At 65.9% G+C, this 18,172-nt stretch carries 18 protein-coding genes and 3 tRNA genes; 6 read left to right on the top strand and 15 right to left on the bottom strand.

Features of this window, described 5'->3' with window-relative positions:
- Positions 1-4 precede the first annotated feature (4 nt).
- On the top strand, positions 5-1,495 hold the full coding sequence (locus tag ACTAQI_RS02230) for a sodium/solute symporter (protein ID WP_457950966.1): 1,491 nt from the start codon (positions 5-7) through the stop codon (positions 1,493-1,495).
- 19 nt (positions 1,496-1,514) lie between these two features.
- Positions 1,515-2,204 (top strand): hypothetical protein, encoded by a 690-nt coding sequence (locus ACTAQI_RS02225; RefSeq protein ID WP_457949262.1) that lies wholly within the window; start codon positions 1,515-1,517, stop codon positions 2,202-2,204.
- Positions 2,205-2,228: 24 nt separating this feature from the next.
- Here the strand turns inward: ACTAQI_RS02225 and ACTAQI_RS02220 are convergent, their stop codons facing one another.
- The 6 genes from ACTAQI_RS02220 to rpsB form a co-directional block, all read right to left on the bottom strand.
- Complete coding sequence (locus tag ACTAQI_RS02220) at positions 2,229-2,813, bottom strand: DivIVA domain-containing protein (protein WP_457949260.1); 585 nt, start codon at positions 2,811-2,813, stop codon at positions 2,229-2,231.
- 121 nt (positions 2,814-2,934) lie between these two features.
- Positions 2,935-3,855, bottom strand: a complete 921-nt coding sequence (locus ACTAQI_RS02215) for a phosphatidate cytidylyltransferase (protein WP_457949258.1) — start codon at positions 3,853-3,855, stop codon at positions 2,935-2,937.
- A complete protein-coding gene (gene frr, locus ACTAQI_RS02210) occupies positions 3,855-4,412 on the bottom strand; it encodes a ribosome recycling factor (RefSeq protein WP_255174994.1) in 558 nt (185 codons plus the stop codon). Before frr ends, ACTAQI_RS02215 begins: the two co-directional genes overlap by 1 nt.
- Before the next feature lie 130 nt (positions 4,413-4,542).
- Positions 4,543-5,280 (bottom strand): UMP kinase, encoded by a 738-nt coding sequence (gene pyrH / locus ACTAQI_RS02205; RefSeq protein ID WP_159632390.1) that lies wholly within the window; start codon positions 5,278-5,280, stop codon positions 4,543-4,545.
- A gap of 133 nt (positions 5,281-5,413) precedes the next feature.
- A complete protein-coding gene (gene tsf / locus ACTAQI_RS02200; RefSeq protein ID WP_141161028.1) occupies positions 5,414-6,250 on the bottom strand; it encodes a translation elongation factor Ts in 837 nt (278 codons plus the stop codon).
- Positions 6,251-6,376: 126 nt separating this feature from the next.
- On the bottom strand, positions 6,377-7,264 hold the full coding sequence (gene rpsB, locus ACTAQI_RS02195; protein WP_457949256.1) for a 30S ribosomal protein S2: 888 nt from the start codon (positions 7,262-7,264) through the stop codon (positions 6,377-6,379).
- A gap of 447 nt (positions 7,265-7,711) precedes the next feature.
- On the opposite strand from rpsB, the gene ACTAQI_RS02190 reads away from it, so the two are divergent.
- Positions 7,712-8,317 (top strand): M23 family metallopeptidase, encoded by a 606-nt coding sequence (locus tag ACTAQI_RS02190; RefSeq protein ID WP_457949255.1) that lies wholly within the window; start codon positions 7,712-7,714, stop codon positions 8,315-8,317.
- Positions 8,318-8,360: 43 nt separating this feature from the next.
- Here ACTAQI_RS02190 and ACTAQI_RS02185 read toward each other — a convergent pair whose 3' ends face one another.
- From ACTAQI_RS02185 to ACTAQI_RS02160, 6 genes are all read right to left on the bottom strand, one after another.
- Positions 8,361-9,551: an acyl-CoA dehydrogenase family protein gene (locus tag ACTAQI_RS02185; RefSeq protein WP_457949253.1), complete on the bottom strand. Its 1,191-nt coding sequence runs from the start codon at positions 9,549-9,551 to the stop codon at positions 8,361-8,363.
- Between the two features lie 137 nt (positions 9,552-9,688).
- Positions 9,689-9,762, bottom strand: a tRNA-Ile gene (locus ACTAQI_RS02180).
- 74 nt (positions 9,763-9,836) lie between these two features.
- Positions 9,837-11,033 carry a glycosyltransferase gene (locus ACTAQI_RS02175; RefSeq protein WP_457949252.1) on the bottom strand — a complete coding sequence of 399 codons (1,197 nt, stop codon included), beginning with the start codon at positions 11,031-11,033 and terminating at the stop codon, positions 9,837-9,839.
- A gap of 111 nt (positions 11,034-11,144) precedes the next feature.
- Complete coding sequence (locus ACTAQI_RS02170; RefSeq protein ID WP_457949251.1) at positions 11,145-12,053, bottom strand: DMT family transporter; 909 nt, start codon at positions 12,051-12,053, stop codon at positions 11,145-11,147.
- Positions 12,053-12,676 carry a CDP-alcohol phosphatidyltransferase family protein gene (locus ACTAQI_RS02165; RefSeq protein ID WP_457949250.1) on the bottom strand — a complete coding sequence of 208 codons (624 nt, stop codon included), beginning with the start codon at positions 12,674-12,676 and terminating at the stop codon, positions 12,053-12,055. The genes ACTAQI_RS02170 and ACTAQI_RS02165 overlap by 1 nt, the downstream gene beginning before the upstream one ends.
- Positions 12,677-12,746: 70 nt before the next feature.
- Positions 12,747-13,598: a phage holin family protein gene (locus ACTAQI_RS02160; RefSeq protein ID WP_457949248.1), complete on the bottom strand. Its 852-nt coding sequence runs from the start codon at positions 13,596-13,598 to the stop codon at positions 12,747-12,749.
- A 178-nt stretch (positions 13,599-13,776) separates the two neighbouring features.
- On the opposite strand from ACTAQI_RS02160, the gene ACTAQI_RS02155 reads away from it, so the two are divergent.
- The 3 genes from ACTAQI_RS02155 to ACTAQI_RS02145 all read left to right on the top strand — a co-directional run bounded on the left by ACTAQI_RS02155 (position 13,777) and on the right by ACTAQI_RS02145 (position 15,763).
- On the top strand, positions 13,777-15,000 hold the full coding sequence (locus ACTAQI_RS02155; RefSeq protein ID WP_457949247.1) for a multidrug effflux MFS transporter: 1,224 nt from the start codon (positions 13,777-13,779) through the stop codon (positions 14,998-15,000).
- A 98-nt stretch (positions 15,001-15,098) separates the two neighbouring features.
- Entirely contained in the window at positions 15,099-15,278 is a 180-nt protein-coding gene (locus ACTAQI_RS02150; protein ID WP_457949245.1) for a hypothetical protein, read from the top strand.
- A gap of 77 nt (positions 15,279-15,355) precedes the next feature.
- Positions 15,356-15,763: a hypothetical protein gene (locus tag ACTAQI_RS02145; protein ID WP_457949244.1), complete on the top strand. Its 408-nt coding sequence runs from the start codon at positions 15,356-15,358 to the stop codon at positions 15,761-15,763.
- A gap of 73 nt (positions 15,764-15,836) precedes the next feature.
- On the opposite strand, the gene ACTAQI_RS02140 is transcribed toward ACTAQI_RS02145, so the two are convergent.
- From ACTAQI_RS02140 to dnaG, 3 genes are all read right to left on the bottom strand, one after another.
- Positions 15,837-15,909 (bottom strand) — tRNA-Asn (locus ACTAQI_RS02140).
- Between the two features lie 124 nt (positions 15,910-16,033).
- Positions 16,034-16,106 (bottom strand) — tRNA-Asn (locus ACTAQI_RS02135).
- Between the two features lie 95 nt (positions 16,107-16,201).
- Complete coding sequence (gene dnaG / locus ACTAQI_RS02130) at positions 16,202-18,145, bottom strand: DNA primase (RefSeq protein WP_457949243.1); 1,944 nt, start codon at positions 18,143-18,145, stop codon at positions 16,202-16,204.
- Between the last annotated feature and the right edge of the window lie 27 nt (positions 18,146-18,172).

Here is an 18,172-nt window from a genome sequence, read left to right as displayed (position 1 = left end):
CGCCATGGAGCGGGCCGGTGGGGCGCGGGTGAATGCCGGAATCGCCATCACGGCTGTCACGGTGGTGTCCCTTGCCACGGCAATTATCGGGTTCTACGGGCTGCGGATCTCACGCACCACGGGTGACTTCTACGTTGCTTCGCGGACCGTGCGGCCCTGGTGGAACGCATCGGCGATCGGCGGCGAGTACCTGTCCGCAGCCAGCTTCCTGGGCGTGGCCGGACTGATCCTGCTGTCCGGGACCGACGCACTCTGGTTCCCTGTGGGATACACCGCCGGCTACCTGATGCTGCTGCTCTTCGTTGCCGCCCCACTGCGCCGGTCGGGCGCCTACACCATTCCGGACTTCACCGAGGCCAGGCTCGCTTCCCGGACGGTCCGGCGGGTCACCAGCCTGGTGGTGGTGATGGTGGGGTGGCTTTACATCGTGCCGCAGCTGCACGGTGCAGCGCTGACCATCCATATCGCCACCGGCCTGCCGTCCTGGGTGGGGTCCGTTGCAGTGGTTGTGGTGGTGTGCCTCACGGTGGTGGCGGGCGGGATGCGCTCCATCACCTTTGTCCAGGCGTTCCAGTACTGGCTCAAGCTCACGGCCCTGGCCGTGCCCATCCTGTTCATCATCTTCGTGCTGGCCCGCCACGGCGCTGAGCCCCAGTCACTACCGGCGGTCAACCCCACGGGCCTGGCACCGGCCGGGCCCTACCAGAACGTGTCCCTGCTGGTGGCACTGCTGTTCGGCACCCTGGGGCTGCCGCACGTGCTGGTGCGGTTCTATACCAGCCCGGATGGGCATTCGGCCCGGCGCACTACGCTGATCGTCCTGGGGCTGCTCTCGGTGTTCTACCTCTTCCCCACGGCGTACGGCCTGGTGGCCCGGATGTATGCCCCCGACCTGGCCCGCTCAGGGCAGCCGGACGCCATGGTCCTGCGGCTGCCCGGCGAACTGGTTGGCGGGATGCCGGGCGACCTGCTCTCCGCCCTGGTGGTGGCCGGGGCGTTCGCCGCGTTCCTGTCCACCACCTCTGGCCTGGTGGTCTCCCTGGCGGGCGTCATCAGCCAGGACGTCCTGGGCGGAAGTGTGCGCGGGTTCCGGCTCGCCGCCGTCGTGTCCGCCGTCGTCCCCCTTGGCTTTGCGTTCATGACCGGCTCCCTGGCACTGGCCGGCAGCGTGGGCCTGGTGTTTGCCTTCACCGCCTCCACGGTCTGCCCGGTCCTGCTGCTTGGCATCTGGTGGCGCGGCCTGACCGATACCGGGGCGATCGCCGGAATGGTGACCGGCGGGGTGCTGTGCGGCGGGGCGATGATCGCGGGCGCGGTTTCGGGCTCGGACCTGACCCCGGCGTGGCTCGCGCAGCCTGCGGCCTGGAGCGTGCCTGCCGCGTTCGCCGTGATGGTCATCGTTTCCCGGGCCACCGCACACCGGATTCCCGGCACCATGCCGCGCATCATGACCCGCCTGCACACCCCGGAACGGCCGCTGGCAACCGAACGGTGATCGGGAGGACAATAGCGCCATGTCCATCGAGGACGGCGGTACGTTCCACCAGGAAGGTGCGGTCCCGGCTTCCGTGCGGGCGCAGCTGCTCGCCACGGAACACTGGGGCCTGCTGGCATCACGCAGTACGGCCCAAGGCGAGGTACTGACCCGGATCAGCATGTTCCTCACCTTCACGTCGGCAAGCCTGGTCAGCGTGGCACTGGTGGGCCAGGCGACCGGGTTTTCCGATGCCTTCGTCCTGCTGGCCGTGATTGTCCTGTTCATCGACGCGGCGATTGGGCTCCTCACCCAGCTCCGGGTTATGAACGTGGCCCACGAGGACCTTATGTACGTGACCGCCATGAACAGGCTGCGGGCCGCCTATGTGGACCTTGACCCGGGCGTGGCACCGTACCTGATGGCGGCCCATCATGACGACGAAGCAGGTTCCAGGCAGACCTACTATTTCTTCGCCAACCGTGGCAGCTTCAGCCAAGTGGCCGGCAGCAGCATGATCTTCATAACCATGGCGAACGCCGCCTTGATAGCCATCCTTACGGGCCTGCTGGTGACCCTGGCAGGAGCCGGCACGGCAGGGGCCACAGTGACGGGCGCCGTGTGCGGAACCGCGTTCCTCGCTGTGTCAGTCGTGCGCGGGGGCCGGCGCTACCGCCATCTGTGGCGCCACTTTACGCCGCTCTCCCCCACCCCGCCGACTGGGGAATAGGCGCCGCCCCCAGGCTGTGGCCGGTCAGTCGATGGCCGCCATCAGCTCGACCACGCGGTCAAGGAAGGCGTCCACCTGCGATTCCTCGTAGCCATCACGGCCAACCTCCGGGCGGAAGACGGCGCGGCGCACGCTGTCCACGCTCAACGGCTTGTCCTGTTCGAGGTACGCGACAAGCTCACGGCACAACCGGTCGACGTCGTCGGTGTTGTAGCTGCGGGCATTCTTTTTGGTGGGCCGGCGGAAGCGGTCTCCGTCGGGCCGGTGCAGCCGTCCCCTGAGGATGCCGGAGAGGCTTCCGATTTGGCGCAGCCAGGCTTCCTCGCCCTGGGCCGCGATCAGTTCGTCCCGCTCCCGGCGGGCGAATGCGTCCTCGAGCCGGTCCAGCGCGGCATCGACGACGGCAGCGGAGTACCCGCCCTTGACGGGGTCGAAAGACACGGCCCTCACGTCGGCGCTGTTGACGGGGTCGGTGGCGGCCTGGGGTGTTTCCAGTGAGACCCGTGCCCGCTGCAGGAACTGGTCAACCTGTCTGGCGTTGTACCCGTACTCGCTGCGCTGTACGCGCTCAAAGGACGCAGGGATCTGCCGATGAATGTCCAATGCCACTTCGATTCCTTCAATGCTCTTCAGCGGTAGTGCTTCCGCACCAGTTTAGGGGTGCCGGGATTGGTGCGGCCGCCCCGGCCCTGTTTGTGTCGGATGCCCGGGCCTGCCGGGCATGAGGGGGTTAGGCGCCGGCCACCAGGCCGTACAGGATGAAGGCCACCGGTGAAGCGAAAACGATGGAGTCCAGCCTGTCCATCACTCCGCCGTGGCCGGGCAGGATGCTGCTCATGTCCTTGACGCCCAGCTCACGCTTGACCATGGATTCGGCGAGGTCGCCTGCGGTGGACGCGGCCACGGTTCCCACGGCCAGCACTGCACCTACCCACCATGGTTTGTCCAGCACGAAGAGGGCGGCCAGGACGCCGATCAGCATGGCACCTGCCACCGACCCCGCAAAGCCCTCCCAGGACTTCTTGGGGCTGATCTTCGGTGCCATGGGGTGCTTTCCCAGCGACGCGCCCACGAGGTAGCCGAAAGTGTCGTTGGAGACCACCAGCAGCAGCATGACGGCAATCTCCCACGCTCCGATGGGGGCCATGCCGCCCGGCCAAAGCCCCAAGGGCGTTGTGCCGGCCGCGTGCAGCGGGAGCGCGGCGAAGCTGATGAAGAAGGGTACCCAGCCCAACGTGAAGACACCGGCGAAGATGCTGTTGGCCGAGCCGGCAGCACTTTCGATCGACCGCCACAGCAGCACGGCCACGGCGCTGAGCAGCAGGGCGAACAGCTGGCTCTCGATGCCGCCAAAGTAGGCGGCGAACGGCAGGGCCAGCGTGCCGGTCATGACCGGCACGATGGGCATCCGGGTGCCGTTCGCTTCCAGCGCCCGGTAGATCTCCCATACGCCAAAGACAGCGAAGGCCGTGACGATGGCGACGAACGCCAGCGGGAGGAACAGCAGCCCGCCCAACACGCCCAGAAGCATGGCCAGGCCCACCACGACGGCGGCGGGCAGGTTCCGCCCGGCCTTTGGCGTGGGGTTGCTCCTGGGCTGCTTCCCCCGTGTGCGCGCCCTTGGTGCGGGGGCCTGATCTGCCTGGCCCATCAGACTTCGAGCAGCTCTGCTTCCTTGCGCTTGAGCAGCTCGTCGATGCCGTCCACGTGGGCCTTGGTGAGGCTGTCCAGTTCCTTTTCGGCGCGGTTGCCTTCGTCCTCGCCCGCCTCGCCGTCCTTGACCAGGCGGTCCAGGGTTTCCTTGGCCTTGCGGCGGATGTTGCGGATGGAAACCTTGGCGTCCTCGCCCTTGGTCTTGACGATCTTCACGTATTCCTTGCGGCGTTCCTTGGTCAGTTCAGGAATGGTGATCCTGATGACGTTGCCGTCGTTGGACGGGTTGGCGCCGACCTCGGAATCGCTCAGGGCGCGTTCAATGTCGCGCATGGCGGTTTTGTCGAACGGGGTGATCAGGATGGTCCGGGCGTCCGGGATGGCAAAGGAGGCCAGCTGCTGCAGCGGCGTGGGTGAGCCGTAGTAGTCCACCAGGACCTTGTTGTAGAGGCCCGGGTTGGCGCGGCCGGTGCGGACGGCGGCGAAGTCTTCCTTGGCTACCTCTACCGCCTTGTCCATCTTTTCTTCGGCTTCGAGCAAGGTTTCTTCGATCACGGTCTCTCCTGACGGTTCTGGTGCAGTCCGGGGCCGCCGGTTCCATGCACTCACGTGGTTCTTTGTTGCTGTTTCCGGGCCCGCCCCGAGGGGCGGGGACGGAACTGTCCTGAAATCATCCTAGCCGGAGCTAGGCGGTGACCAGCGTGCCCAGCTTTTCGCCAAGGATGGCGCGGGTGACGTTGCCTTCACCCTCCATGCCGAAGACCACCATGGAGAGGTCGTTGTCCTTGCACATGGTCATGGCTGTCTGGTCCATGACGCGGATGTCGCGGCGGAGGGCATCGTCGTAGCTGAGGGTTTCCAGGCGTTCGGCGGTGGGGTCCTTCTTGGGGTCCGCGGTGTAGACGGCGTCCACCCCGCTCTTGGCCATGAGGACCACGTCGGCGTGGACTTCCAGGGCACGCTGGGCCGCCACGGTGTCGGTGGAGAAGTAGGGCAGGCCTGCTCCGGCGCCGAAGATGACCACGCGGCCCTTTTCCATGTGGCGGATGGCGCGGCGCGGAATGTAGGCCTCGGCCACCTGGCCCATGGTGATGGCACTCTGGACGCGGGTTTCCACGCCTGCCTGCTCCAGGAAATCCTGCAGCGCCAGGCAGTTCATGACTGTTCCCAGCATGCCCATGTAGTCGGCGCGGGAACGGTCCATGCCGCTTTGGGACAGTTCGGCGCCGCGGAAGAAGTTGCCGCCGCCCACCACAATGGCCACCTCCACTTCGGGGACGGCTGCGGCGATCTGCTTGGCGACGTTGCGGACGGTCTCGGGGTCGACACCGAGCTTCCCGCCGCCGAAGACCTCGCCGGAGAGCTTCAGGAGGACCCGCCGCCGGCTCTTCTCCGAATGCGTGACAGTGTTGACGGCTTCCATGATGCCTTCCCGTTGGTGACTCTGAAAAAAGGGTATCCTGCCGGATCCGGTGGTCGGAACCGGCCGCGGTCCACGTGGACTGCGCGCATGCAAAAGGGGCGGCCACCGAAGTGGCCACCCCTTGCAGTTTCGACTAGGAGCCGACGCGGAAACGCGTGAAGGCAGTTCCCTTGACACCGGCCTCTTCGAGGACCTGTGCCACGGACTTCTTGGCGTCCTTGGCAAATGCCTGGTCAACCAGGACCTCGCCCTTGTAGAAGCCCGTTACGCGGCCTTCCACAATCTTGGTGAGGGCAGCTTCGGGCTTGCCCTCAGCCTTGGCGGTCTCTTCGGCGATGCGGCGCTCGGACTCAACGAGCTCGGCCGGAACGTCCTCACGGGTGAGGTAGTTCGGAGCCATAGCGGCGATGTGCACGGCGACGTCGTGGGCAGCGGCGGTGGCGGCTTCGCCTTCACCGTCGACGGCGAACAGCACGCCGACCTGGGCCGGGAGGTCCTTGGAGGTCTTGTGCAGGTAAGCGTCTACCGTTGCACCCTCAACGCGGGAGATGCGGCGGACAACGACCTTCTCGCCCAGGATGGCGCCCTCTTCGACGACGACCTCGGAGAGCGGCTTGCCGTCAACGTCGGTCGCCAGCAGGGTCTCGAGGTCGGCAGCACCGGACTCGACGGCGACGGCCAGGACCTTGTCGGCGAGCTGGATGAACTTGTCAGCCTTGGCAACGAAGTCGGTCTCGCAGTTGACCTCGATCATGACGCCGACGCCGTTGCTGACCTTGGCGGCCACGAGGCCTTCAGCGGTGGAGCGGCCTTCGCGCTTGGTAGCGCCCTTGAGGCCCTTGATGCGGATGATCTCGATGGCCTTCTCGGCATCACCGTTGGCTTCGTCAAGAGCCTTCTTGACGTCCATCATGCCGGCGCCGGTGCGCTCGCGCAGGGCCTTGATGTCCGCGGCAGTGTAGTTCGCCATGTGAACCCCTCTGTCTAGAAATTTGATGTGGTGTACGGACTGACAGGATGGCAGCCCACGGGGTGGGCGGCCATCCTGTCAGTGGCTCCGGCTGCGGGCAGCGCGGAGAATCCGGAGTTACTGGTGTTACTTGGCGTCTTCGGCGGGTGCCTCGGCGGCGGGAGCTTCGGCAGCAGCCGGGGCTTCCTCTGCAGCGGCGGCCGGAGCTTCTTCGGCGGCGGGAGCTGCAGCTGCGGCTTCCTCGGCCTTGTTGCCTTCGAGGAGCTCGCGCTCCCACTCGGCCAGCGGCTCTTCCGGAGCTTCCGTGGTGCCGGTTGCGCGCTGGTTGCGGGCGATCAGGCCCTCAGCGACGGCGTCGGCAACAACGCGGGTCAACAGGTTGACGGAGCGGATGGCGTCGTCGTTGCCCGGGATCGGGAAGTCGACTTCGTCCGGATCGCAGTTGGTGTCCAGGATGGCCACAACCGGGATGTTCAGCTTCTTGGCCTCGTCAACGGCGAGGTGTTCCTTCTTGGTGTCCACGATCCAGAGCACGGAGGGTGCCTTGGTCAGGTTGCGGATACCACCGAGGTTGGTTTCCAGCTTGGTCAGTTCACGGCGAAGGAGCAACAGTTCCTTCTTGGTGTAAGCGGAGCCGGCGACGTCGTCGAAGTCAATCTCTTCGAGTTCCTTCATGCGCTGGATGCGCTTGGAGACCGTCTGGAAGTTGGTCAGCATACCGCCGAGCCAACGCTGGTTGACGTAGGGCTGGCCCACGCGGGTTGCCTGCTCGGCAATTGCTTCCTGGGCCTGCTTCTTGGTGCCGACGAAGAGTACGGTGCCGCCGTGGGCAACAGTGGCCTTGACGAACTCGTAGGCACGGTCGATGTAGGACAGCGACTGCTGCAGGTCGATGATGTAGATGCCGTTGCGCTCGGTGAAGATGAAGCGCTTCATCTTCGGGTTCCAACGGCGGGTCTGGTGTCCAAAGTGGACGCCGCTGTCAAGCAGCTGGCGCATGGTTACGACGGGCATTCCGGCGCTCCTTATTTTCCGGCAGGTCATTCATGAGAAAGCCCGAAGGCTTCTTACCCTGCCAATAGTTGACGGTTGGTCAGCGTGGCCCGGACGGGCCGTGCTCCTGGCATCCACCGCTCTTCCCATCAGGACTAAAGCCTGACCGCAGGAAGCGCGATCCTCCATGGACGACGCCGGGGCGTTGGCTGCCGGAGGGCTGGATGCGCGTAGTCAGCCGCCGCTCCCCCACACTCCTGAATGAGATGTGCCGACGCCATCCGGACAGGGGAATGCACCGCGGGGGTGAACCACTGGGACGGAAGGCGTTGAGGGCGCAGCAAACTGCTCCATCAAGTGTACTACAGGAGCCCCCGGCCGCCGGACAGGATGCACCCGTCCGGAACGTTATCCACATAGCCCCAACCGGCTCTGCCGGTGCCGGGCACAGCCGGGCAGGCTGGTCGCATGAAAGCACCAGCCCTGCTGGCCGCATTGCTGCTGCTGCCGGCGTCCGTCGCCTCCCCCGGCGCGGCCCTTCCCAACAGCGCGGCCCTCACCAGCAACACCGCTCTGTACGGTACGGCCAACTTCAGCCAGGAGGCCGGCGGCCCCAGGGGAAGTACGACCGCGGCCGCCCCCGCGGCTGCCAGGCATTCCTGGCAGTGGCCGCTGGCGCCGCGCCCGCCGGTGCTGCGGGGTTTCGATCCCCCGCCAAAGCCCTGGCTCAGCGGCCACCGCGGCGTGGACCTCGGCTACGCCGCGGCCGGGTCCCAGCTGACTTCCCCCGCAGCGGGAACAGTCACCTTCGTTGGCGTGGTGGTGGACCGTCCCGTGATCACCATCGACCATGGCGGCGGACTGCGCAGCAGTTTCGAACCGGTGGAAAGCACCCTCGCGGTGGGCGCCGCAGTAGCGGGTGGCCAGGTGATCGGGACCGTGCTGCCGGGCCACTGCCCCGCAGCCCGGTGCCTGCATTGGGGCGTCCGGGAAGGGACGGAGTACGTCAATCCGCTGCAGTTCGTCCTGGACCTTCGCCCGTCCATCCTGCTTCCACTGCCCGGGCCACCCTAGGCCACGGGAACGCGGCGCCGCCGCTCAAGGAGCGCGGCGCAGCCTACACGATGGCCGAGATGCCGGTGATGGCCCGGCCCGTGACCAGGGTGTTGATCTCGGCCGTGCCCTCGTAGGAGTAGATGGCCTCGGCGTCGGCGAAGATCTTGGCCATCTCATAGTCGGTCACGATGCCGTTGCCGCCCAGGATGCTGCGGCCCAGCGCCACGCTCTCCCGCATGCGGGCAGTGGCGAATGCCTTGGCCAGGGCGGATTGCTCGTCCTTGGCTTCCCCGGCGTCCTCCAGCTGCGAAAGCCTGACCATCATGCCCATGGAGCTGACCGTGTTGCCCAGGATCCGGACCAGCTGGTCCTGGATGAGCTGGAAGGAGGCCAGGGGGCGGCCGAACTGCTGGCGCTCAACGGCATAGCGGCGGGCAACATCGAAAGCGGCCATTTGGAGCCCGACAGCCTGCCAGGCTACGGACAGCCGGGTGACCTTGAGCACCTTGTTGACGTCGCGGAAGCTGTTGGCGTTGGCGAGCTTGAAGTGGTCCGGGACCACCACGTCAGTCAGGACGATGTCAGCGTTTTGGACGGTGCGCAGGGAGATCTTGTTCTCGATCTTTGCCGCACTGAACCCGTCACGGGTCGTGTCCACCATGAAGCCCTTGACCTGGTTGTCTGCCACATCGCGGGCGTACACCACTACCCAGTCGGAGAAGGTGGCGTTGCCGATCCACCGCTTCGCGCCGTTGAGGATCCAGTTGCCCCCGTCCCTGCGCGCCGTGGTGCGTGTTCCGCCGGCCACGTCGCTGCCGCCCAGCGGCTCGGTCAGGCCAAAGGCGCCGATCTTCCTGAGGGCGTAGATGTCGGGGAGCCACTCGTCCTTCTGCTCCTGCGATGCCAGCAACTCAATGGAACCGGTGAACAGCCCGTCGTGCACGCCCAGGAAGGTGGCGATGGAGGCGTCGGCACGGGTGGCCTCGGCGTGCAGCATGCCGGCGAAGAGGTTGGAGTACCCCTGCCGCCGGACCGGGCTGACCAGGTCCAGGCCGGCAAGCTTCGGCACCAGGTCCATGGGAAACTCCCCGCGGTTCCAGCAGTCCACCGCGATGGGCCTGACTTCGCGTGCCAGGAAGTCGCGGACTTCGGCGAGCCGGTCCTGCTCCTTGCCGGAGAGAAGCTGCTCGAAGGCGAAGAAGTCGCCATCAGCGTACGGAAGCTCTTGGAAATCGGCTGCGGAGGTGGCCATGGTTACCTTCTTTGATGATCAGCGCTGACCATGCAGCGGAGCGGAGCACGGTATGTTACTGGTCAGTAACATACCTCAGGGGCCGGGCTTAACCAAGAAAACCGCGGCCAACGAAAAACGTCGGCCGCGGTTGTCGGTAGGGCTACTCGGACTTGAACCGAGGACCTTAGGATTATGAGTCCCGCGCTCTAACCAGCTGAGCTATAGCCCCCCAAGCCCCGGACCGTGTGTTGACACGCCACGCTCCGGCAGGGCAAAAACACTCTAGCAAACCCGGGAAAGGGTTCAGACCACTTTGTCCTCGTAGGTGGCGCCGCGGTACAGGTCCTCGAAGGTCTGCAGCGTTCCCTGGATGCTGTGGGGCTCCACCATCTGCCGGCTGGCCCGGCCCATGGCGCGTTGCCCGTCCTTGGGCAGCTCCAGGACCTGGGTGATCTTCTTGGCCAGGTCATCGCTGTCGTTGGGCGTGAAGAGGTAGCCGTTCTCGCCGTCGCGCACCAAGTGCGGCAGGGCCATGGCATCGGCCAGGACCACGGGCGTGGAGGCGGACATCGCTTCCAGGGTCACCAGGGACTGCAGCTCCGCGGTTCCGGGCATGCAGAACAGGTCGGCCCGGATGTAGGCGGTACGCAGTTCATCGTCGCTGGCGAGGCCCAGGAACTTCACCCGGCTGGTAAGTCCAAGCCGCCGTACCAGGTCCTCCAAGTCGGAGCGAACTTCGCCGCCGCCCACGATCTCCAGATGCACGTTGAGCTCCGGCGGCGTCTTGGCGATGGCCTTGATGAGCACATCCACATGCTTTTCCTCCGCAAGGCGTCCGACGAACAGCACGGTGGGGTGGGCATGCGGCTCGACGTGCTCGCCGGGCTGCAGTTCATAGGCGGCGGAGTCGATGCCGTTGGACAGCGGGAGCACCTTCCGCAGGAAGGCGTGGTCATGCATGGCCCTGGCGGCCAGGGGCGTGGGGGTGGTCACCACGTCCGCCTGTCCCATAACCTTACCCATGTCCTTCCAGGAGATCCGGCCAATGATGTCCTTGAACCACTGGGGGAACGGCAGGAAGGGGTTGAGGTTTTCGGGCATGAAGTGGTTGGTGGCCACGATCCTGACGCCGCGCTTCACGGCCTCATAGAGCACGTGTTCGCCGATCATGTAGTGGCTTTGGATATGCACCACGTCGGGCTTCACCCGGTCGAACAGCAGGCTGATTTCCTTCTTGATTTCCCAGGGGAGGCAGATGCGGAAGCTCTCGTGGGTGAACGCCCTGTGCGAGCGGAGCCGGTGCACGGTTGCTTCCGCGCGGAACTCGGTGAAGCTCTTTCCCTTGCTGTCGCGGGACGCGAGGACATGGACGTTGTGGCCCCGGGCAGTCATTCCCTTGGCCAGCCTGTATCCAAACTGGGCAGCGCCGTTGACATCCGGCGGATAGGTGTCCGCCGCGATCAGGATGGTCAGGGGACGCTGGTCGGCTGGCGTGGTCATGGGGAGTACTCCTGATGGTCACGGTGCGGACAGCTGGGACTGACAGCACGGTCGGCCGCTGGCGCACGGGCGCCGGGCTTCGTGGGATAGCTGGTTTCGGGCGGAAATGGACTAGTGGGACGGCCTTCCGGCGGCCTTCCGCGCGTCCTTCTTGCGCTTGGTGACCTCCGGGTGGTGCCGGGAAAGGGCGATAACCCCAACGATAGCAAGGCAGGCGGCGGTTCCCATTGCAATGGCCATGACGGCATGGACATCGGGGCGCAGTTCGCCCAGGATGATGATGCCGATGGCAATGCCCACCATGGGGTCCACCACCGTGAGTCCGGCGATGACCAGGTCCGGCGGCCCGGTGGAGTACGCGCTCTGCACGAACCAGGAGCCCAGGCCGCCGGCCGCGATAATGGCCACCACGGAGTACCACTGGACGTTCAGCAGGAAGAGTCCGTTGGGGTCCAGGAGGTGCTTGCCAATAATCCGCGTGAGGACCGCCACGAAGCCGAACAGGATGCCGGCGCCGAGGATGTAGATGAACGCGTTCATCCGGTGCCTGAACGTCACTGCCAGCGTGCCGAACAGCCCCACCGCCAGGGCCAGCAGCAGCACGATGGTGAGCTCGTCCTCCGGGCTGACATGGTGGTTCTCCTGGGTGACGTTGACCGCCAGGAGGACAAAGAGCGCAGACCCGGCGACGCAGGCGCCAATCGAGACGGCGGTGGCACGGTTGATGGTCAGGTCCTGGTCCCGCGCGTTGACCACCGTGGTGATCACCAGGGCAATGGCGCCAATGGGCTGGATCACCGTGAGCGGTGCGGAGACCAGGGCAACAGCGTTCATGGCCATGCCGGTGCACAGCAGCAGGAGCCCGAACATCCACCGGGGATTGCGCAGCAGGCGCAGGAATCCGTTGGAACTCAGCGCCAGGCCGCCGGTATCGGCTTTGACGGCGCTGCCCTGGCGCTGGGCACCCAGGGCCAGGCAGAAGGCGCCGAGCACCGCCAGGCCGACGGCAAACCACACCATCAGCCGTTCCCGCCGTCGTGCTGTTTCAGCGCCCGGCCCTTGCGCAGCATGGCCCAGAAGTAGTTGTAGGCGGCGATCCAGTGGCCAACCAGGCCCAGGCCCAGCACCACCCAGGCGGTAGCGAACAGCTGGTCGGAGAAACCGCTGTCCAGGCGGGAGAGGACCAGCAGCGGCGTGCCCAGCAGCAGCAGCCCGGTCCGCACCTTGCCCACCACGCTGACCGGCAGGTCCGGGTGGCCCCGGAAGAGGGAGAGCGTCAGTATGAGCAGGACGGCGTCAGGAACCACCAGAGCGGCCAGGTACAGCCAATGCACGACGCCGGCAATCACCAGGGTGAACGCCACGGCCAGCAGGGCAAGGCGGTCGGCGATGGGGTCAAGGACCCTGCCAAGCTTGGAGGCTTGGTCGAACCGGCGCGCGATATAGCCGTCAATCCAGTCCGTCCCGGCCATGACAGCCAGGACGATCACACCGGCCCCGTATTCCTTTTGGGCCAGGACAAGCCACATAAAGAGCGGAACACCCATGAACCGCACCACGGTGAGCAGGTTGGGGATGGTGACCACGCGGTCATGGTCCACCTGGGGACGGCCGGGGCGGGCGCCTGCACCAATGAACTTCACCCGTCCCCCTTTCCTTCCTGCTGCGCCACGGCGCGGTCTTTCGGTTATGAAACGTTCATCGGAAACTGGCCTAGTTGGACCGCAGGAGCCTGCGCAGGAGGACCACAAGGACGGTACCGGCCGCAACAAAGGCCGTCAGCGGCTTCCAGCGCCTGGGCAGGTCAGCGGAACCGGACAGGGCTGCAAGCCTTTGCCCCGCCGCGTCCACACCGCGCTGCGCCAGCACCTGGCTTTCGCGCGCCTTGACCTGGGCGGCGGCCAGCACGTACCGCGCCTGGGTCTTGACGTCCAGCTCGGTGCCGAGTTCGTCCCGGACCTCGGTCAGGTGGTGGCGGCGCTGGCTCAGGCGTCGCACCAGCTCGGGTTCGGACGCGTGCGGGAACTCCTTGCCGTGCTCGGCGGCCTTGGCTGCCTTCTCGGCCTTTGCCTTGGCAGCTGCTTCGGCCTTGGCGGCCTTCGCAGCCTTAGCCTCCGGGCTCTCCGGATCCAGGATGGCCGGGTTGAAGGCGGAACCTTCCCGGGCAACCCCGATATCGTGCCTGATGCCCCGGATCGTTTCCTCCGGCATGAGCGGCATGGCCTTCTTGAACCTCGCGAGGCCAACCAGGCCACCGATGAGGGCTATCAGCAGGAAAGCGGCGGAGACCAGGAGGGCTGCCAGCCAGGCGGGCATGATGGTGGCCAGCCCCATGATGGCCGCGACGATCAGGCCAACCACCAGGAACGCAAGGAAAAGAAGCGCCACGGCGAAGAAGGCCGCGGCCACCCCCACCTGGATTCCCTTGCGCTTAAGTTCAATCTTGGCGAAGGCGATCTCGTCGTTGAGCTGGCGGGGGGCCAACCGGAAAAGGAGTCTTGCCGTTCCGGGCAGCGCAGTGATACGCAATCCCGGGCTGGTACGCCCGCTGTGACGTCCACTCATCGGTTCCGCCTTACTGGTTTATGGGTCGATACTGCTTCCGTTGCTGCGGAAATGTGCAGCCGCACAGTCCACGCCACCAAAACTACCATTCAGGTTCAGGGCGAACTTGGGGGCTTGCCGGACGGCGCGGCCTACAACGCTGCAAAAACCGCCATGCCCGGGCCTAGGATTGTTCTCCGTGACCAATCCCCCCAATCCGGGCGACCTGCTGACCCGCCGCCGGAAGCTGCTGTACATCCTCCTTCTGGGCGCCCTGACCGCCCTCGGCCCGTTCACGATCGACCTTTACCTGCCCGCCTTTCCGGCACTTGAAGCAAGCCTGGGGGTGACCGAGGCCCAGGTACAGCTCACACTGGCGGGGACCACGGTCGGCTTCGCGTTCGGGCAGCTGATGGTCGGTCCCTTCAGCGACAAGTTCGGGCGCCGGACGCCACTGATCCTGGCGACGGCCCTGCACATCGCGGCATCCCTGGGCGCCGCGACGTCCACGGACATCACCACGCTGGGAGTTTTCCGTGTGCTGATGGGCGTGGGCGCGGCGGGCGGCGGCGTGGTGGCCATGGCCATGGTGCGGGACCTGTTTTCCGGTTACGCCATGGTGCGGATGTTCTCCCGGATGTCCCTGGTCAACGGGCTGGCCCCCATCCTTGCCCCCGTCATCGGCTCGCAACTGCTCCTGGTGATGCCGTGGCCGGGCATCTTCGTGTTCCTGGCCGCATACGGGACATTGGTGATCGTGGCCGCACTGCTCCTGGTCCGGGAAACGCTTCCGCCGGAGAAGAGGGGCCGGAGCGGCATGACAGCCCGGCAACGTTATAAGGCTCTGTTCAGCGACCGGATCTTCGTGGGCCTGCTCATGGTGGCGGGTTTCAATTTCGGCGGCCTCTTCACCTATCTGTCAGCCTCGCCCTTCCTTTTCCAGGACGTGTTCGGATTCTCCGCCCAGCAGTACGGGCTGCTCTTTGGCATCAACTCGCTGGGCATCGTGGCCGGCGTGCAGACCAGTTCGCGGCTGATCAGGATTGTGCCGCCGCAGTGGATCCTGGCAGGCGCCACGGCCTGGATGTTCCTGATGGCCCTGCTGATCGTGGTCTTCGACCGGGCGGGCCTGGGCCTGTGGGGCGTGATGGTCCCGCTGTGGTTCTACATCATGGGCACCGGTTTCATGTTCCCCTGCGTCCAGGTGCTGGCCCTGGCCGGGCACGCCGCGCAGGCAGGCACGGCAGCGTCCCTGCTGGGCGCGGCGACGTTCCTCATGGCCGGGCTTATCTCCCCCGTGGTGGGCTGGCTCGGCATCACCAGCGCCGCGCCCATGGGAGCAGTGCAGGCGGCATGCATCCTGCTGGCGATCGCGGCACTCTGGCTGGTGGTCCGGCCGCGCACGGTACCCTCGATCCACTGAGCTCCGGCCGTACACTGGGCGCCTTCCATTCACTGAGCACTGACCCCCTACAAAGCACACGGTCCACCACCGCCCGTCCCCTCCACGAAAGGCATCCTGTGAGCCGTAAACCGCACCGCAACGGAAGGGGGCTGTTCCTCGGGGCGGTGCTTGGCGCCGTCGTGGGCTATTTTGCCGGCCGCGCCCTTGGCAACCCCGCCATGGGCATCATCCTGGGAACGCTGGCGGGTGCCGCGCTCCTGTACCGGGTCAATCCGGGCCGCCGCGACCGCCGCTGACTGCTCCTGCTGCCGGACTCGCCGGTTGACGCCTGCCGTCCCTGCCCTCCGGCACCCTCGCGCGATAAAATGATCCCGTGTCCAGCTGGCAGAACCAACCGCCACTTCCGGCCACATGGCAACGGTGCGACGCCAGGATCCTGCCACTGTGGTGGGAGCGGCTGTGCGCGCAGGCAGGCCAGCAGTCGGCGGCGCTGTATGCGGCAGGGCTGTTCACAGAGGACCGGCGGCGGCCCATCGCCCAATGGTTCAATCCCGCTTTCAAGGCGGCCCTGCTGGTGGCGCCGGAAACGTCGCCGGAATGGCCCGTTCAGCGCTTCGGAATCTTTTACGCTCCGCCGGACGCCGGCTTTGTGCGGATCCACTCCGCGCCGCATGAATGGAACCCGCGCGAGCCCCGCAAATCCCCCACGGAGAACGAAGCCTTCCAGGCGGCGATCGCCGAGGCCGAAAGGTTCCTGCAGGTGGAAATGGACTTCGTCTGACGTCCGCTTCCCACCCGCGGAAACAAAAAAATCCCCATTCCTCCCAATGGAGGAACGGGGATTTTTCGTAGCGCTCCTCCTGCTGGACTTGAACCAGCAACCCTTCGATTAACAGTCGAATGCTCTGCCAATTGAGCTAAGGAGGAATGAAGCAGGTATGACATTAGCAAAGGATTCCGGCCCATGGGAAATCGGCGGTTTTCCGGGCTCAAACGGCCCTGCTGGGGAAACAAAAATCCCCGTTCCGGAGGCCGGAACGGGGATTGGAAGCTCCTCCTGCTGGACTTGAACCAGCAACCCTTCGATTAACAGTCGAATGCTCTGCCAATTGAGCTAAGGAGGAATGAAGCGGATATTAGCCTAGCAAACACCTGCCGCCGAAACGAAATCGTGCGGCAGTGACCTGGCCCACCCCTTGGCCCGTGGGCCAGGCCGCGCCTACGACTCCGCCCGCAGCGCCCGGCGTTCCATCTCCAGCATCATCAGTTCGCGGTTGAGCCGCTGGTAGGTTTCCGGGTCCGCTGCGGCGTCGAGGCGTTGGAGCTGGCCCATCTTGTCCGCCTTGACCCGGGTGATTTGGAGTTCGAAAAGCCGCGACAGGATATCCCGGCAGTACTTCAGCACCGCTTCCTCCGTATGGGCCGGCAGCGGCACCACGGCGAGCTCCGAGACCAGGGGCCGGAGGGGCTCCGGGACCTCGTGCATCACCTGCTCCACCCAGCGCACCGGATCGACAGTCAGTCCGGGTCCCGCGGCACGCATGGCGTCGTGGACGGCCTGGAAGGCCGGGATGGCGAACCGGGCAGCGGCAAAGCGGTCCCAGACGCCGCCTGCCAGCAGGGACGGCTGCTGCAGGGCAACTTCGAGCGCCTGCCGCTCCATGGAGGCCACGGGATCGCGCGGGTCGGGGCGGTGGAAGGAGGGGACAACGCCCGACGACGGCCCGGCGGCAACGCCGGGCCCGCCGGGTTGGGCGGGGGCTGGGCTGGAAGGACCGCCTGCTTGCGGCTGGCCCGGAGCCGGGGACCGTCCCGGTTCGCCGCGTTTTCCGGCGTTCTTCACTTCTGCGGTGACCAGCCGCAGGACCTCATTGGGGTCCGGCATGCCCAGCCAGCCGGTCAGCGCCTGGCAGTAGCCCGTCCGGGTGGAGGCATCGCGGATGGCCGCCACCACCGGCACTGAGGCCTTGAGGCCCTGGACGCGGCCTTCAACGGTGTCCAGGTTGAACTGCTTCAGTGTGCTGCGGATGGCAAACTCGAACAGCGGCCGCCGCGACTGGATCAGGGCGTGCACCGCCTCATCCCCCCGGCTGAGGCGGAGGTCGCAGGGATCTGCGCCGGTGGGTTCCACGGCCACGTATGTCTGGGCGGTGAAACGCTGGTCCTCTTCGAAGGCCCGCAGGGCAGCTTTCTGGCCGGCGGCGTCACCGTCGAAGGTGAACACCACCTCTCCCCCGGTGCCGTCATCGGACAAAAGCCGGCGGGCGATCTTGATGTGCTCGGTGCCGAACGCCGTGCCGCACGTGGCCACCGCCGTCGTAATTCCTGCAAGGTGGCAGGCCATGACGTCGGTGTAGCCCTCCACCACCACCAGCTGCCTGTCTTTGGCGATGCTCTTCTTGGCGAGGTCGATGCCGTACAGGACCTGGGACTTCTTGTAGAGGGTTGTCTCAGGGGTATTGAGGTACTTGGGTCCCTGGTCGTCCTCGTACAGCTTGCGGGCGCCGAAGCCAATGGTGTCGCCGGCCATGTCCTTGATGGGCCAGATAAGGCGGCCGCGAAAACGGTCGTAAATGCCGCGGTTGCCCTCACTGAACATCCCGGTGAGTCTGAGCTCGGCGTCAGTGAAGCCGCGGCCGCGAAGGTGCTTCAGGAGGGCATCCCAGCCCTGGGGCGCGTAGCCGCAGCCAAAGTGTTCTGCAGCTGCCCGGTCAAAGCCGCGGCCGAACAGGAAGTTGCGGGCCGTGGCGGCGCCTGGCGTGAGCATTTGGGCACGGAAGAATTCGTCCGCGATCTTGTGTGCGTCCAGCAGCCGCTGGCGGCGGCCCACTTCCTCGCGGTTGGGGCCGGTTCCACCGTCCTCGTAGCGGAGTTCGTAGCCGATCCGGGACGCGAGCTTTTCCACGGCTTCCTGGAAGGAACTGTGGTCCTGCTTTTGGACAAAGGCGATGACATCGCCGTCCTCGCCGCAGCCGAAGCAGTGGTAGCGGCCTACCTGGGGACGCACGGTGAAGGACGGCGAGCGCTCATCGTGGAAGGGGCACAGACCTTTGAAGGTTCCCAGCCCGGCGCCCTTGAGGGTGACGTAGCCGTCAACCACTTCCTTGATGTCAGTGCGCTGGCGTACTTCGTCAATATCTTCACGTTTAATCAGCCCAGCCACACAGCAATCTTAGTGTCACTGTGCCGG

This window comes from Pseudarthrobacter sp. alpha12b (genome assembly GCF_054130495.1).
This window is presented reverse-complemented; position numbering and strand designations above follow the sequence as displayed.

Excerpts from the sequence above, each read along its gene's own strand:
- pyrH (WP_159632390.1), bottom strand. The coding sequence starts at position 5,280 with ATGGAAGCCGTCAACACTGTCACGCATTCGGAGAAGAGCCGGCGGCGG.
- ACTAQI_RS02160 (WP_457949248.1), bottom strand. The coding sequence starts at position 13,598 with ATGAGTGGACGTCACAGCGGGCGTACCAGCCCGGGATTGCGTATCACT.
- ACTAQI_RS02190 (WP_457949255.1), top strand. The coding sequence starts at position 7,712 with ATGAAAGCACCAGCCCTGCTGGCCGCATTGCTGCTGCTGCCGGCGTCC.
- ACTAQI_RS02170 (WP_457949251.1), bottom strand. The coding sequence starts at position 12,053 with ATGGTGTGGTTTGCCGTCGGCCTGGCGGTGCTCGGCGCCTTCTGCCTG.
- ACTAQI_RS02215 (WP_457949258.1), bottom strand. The coding sequence starts at position 3,855 with ATGGGCCAGGCAGATCAGGCCCCCGCACCAAGGGCGCGCACACGGGGG.
- ACTAQI_RS02225 (WP_457949262.1), top strand. The coding sequence starts at position 1,515 with ATGTCCATCGAGGACGGCGGTACGTTCCACCAGGAAGGTGCGGTCCCG.
- rpsB (WP_457949256.1), bottom strand. The coding sequence starts at position 7,264 with ATGCCCGTCGTAACCATGCGCCAGCTGCTTGACAGCGGCGTCCACTTT.
- ACTAQI_RS02175 (WP_457949252.1), bottom strand. The coding sequence starts at position 11,033 with ATGACCACGCCAGCCGACCAGCGTCCCCTGACCATCCTGATCGCGGCG.
- ACTAQI_RS02230 (WP_457950966.1), top strand. The coding sequence starts at position 5 with ATGGAGCGGGCCGGTGGGGCGCGGGTGAATGCCGGAATCGCCATCACG.
- ACTAQI_RS02185 (WP_457949253.1), bottom strand. The coding sequence starts at position 9,551 with ATGGCCACCTCCGCAGCCGATTTCCAAGAGCTTCCGTACGCTGATGGC.
- tsf (WP_141161028.1), bottom strand. The coding sequence starts at position 6,250 with ATGGCGAACTACACTGCCGCGGACATCAAGGCCCTGCGCGAGCGCACC.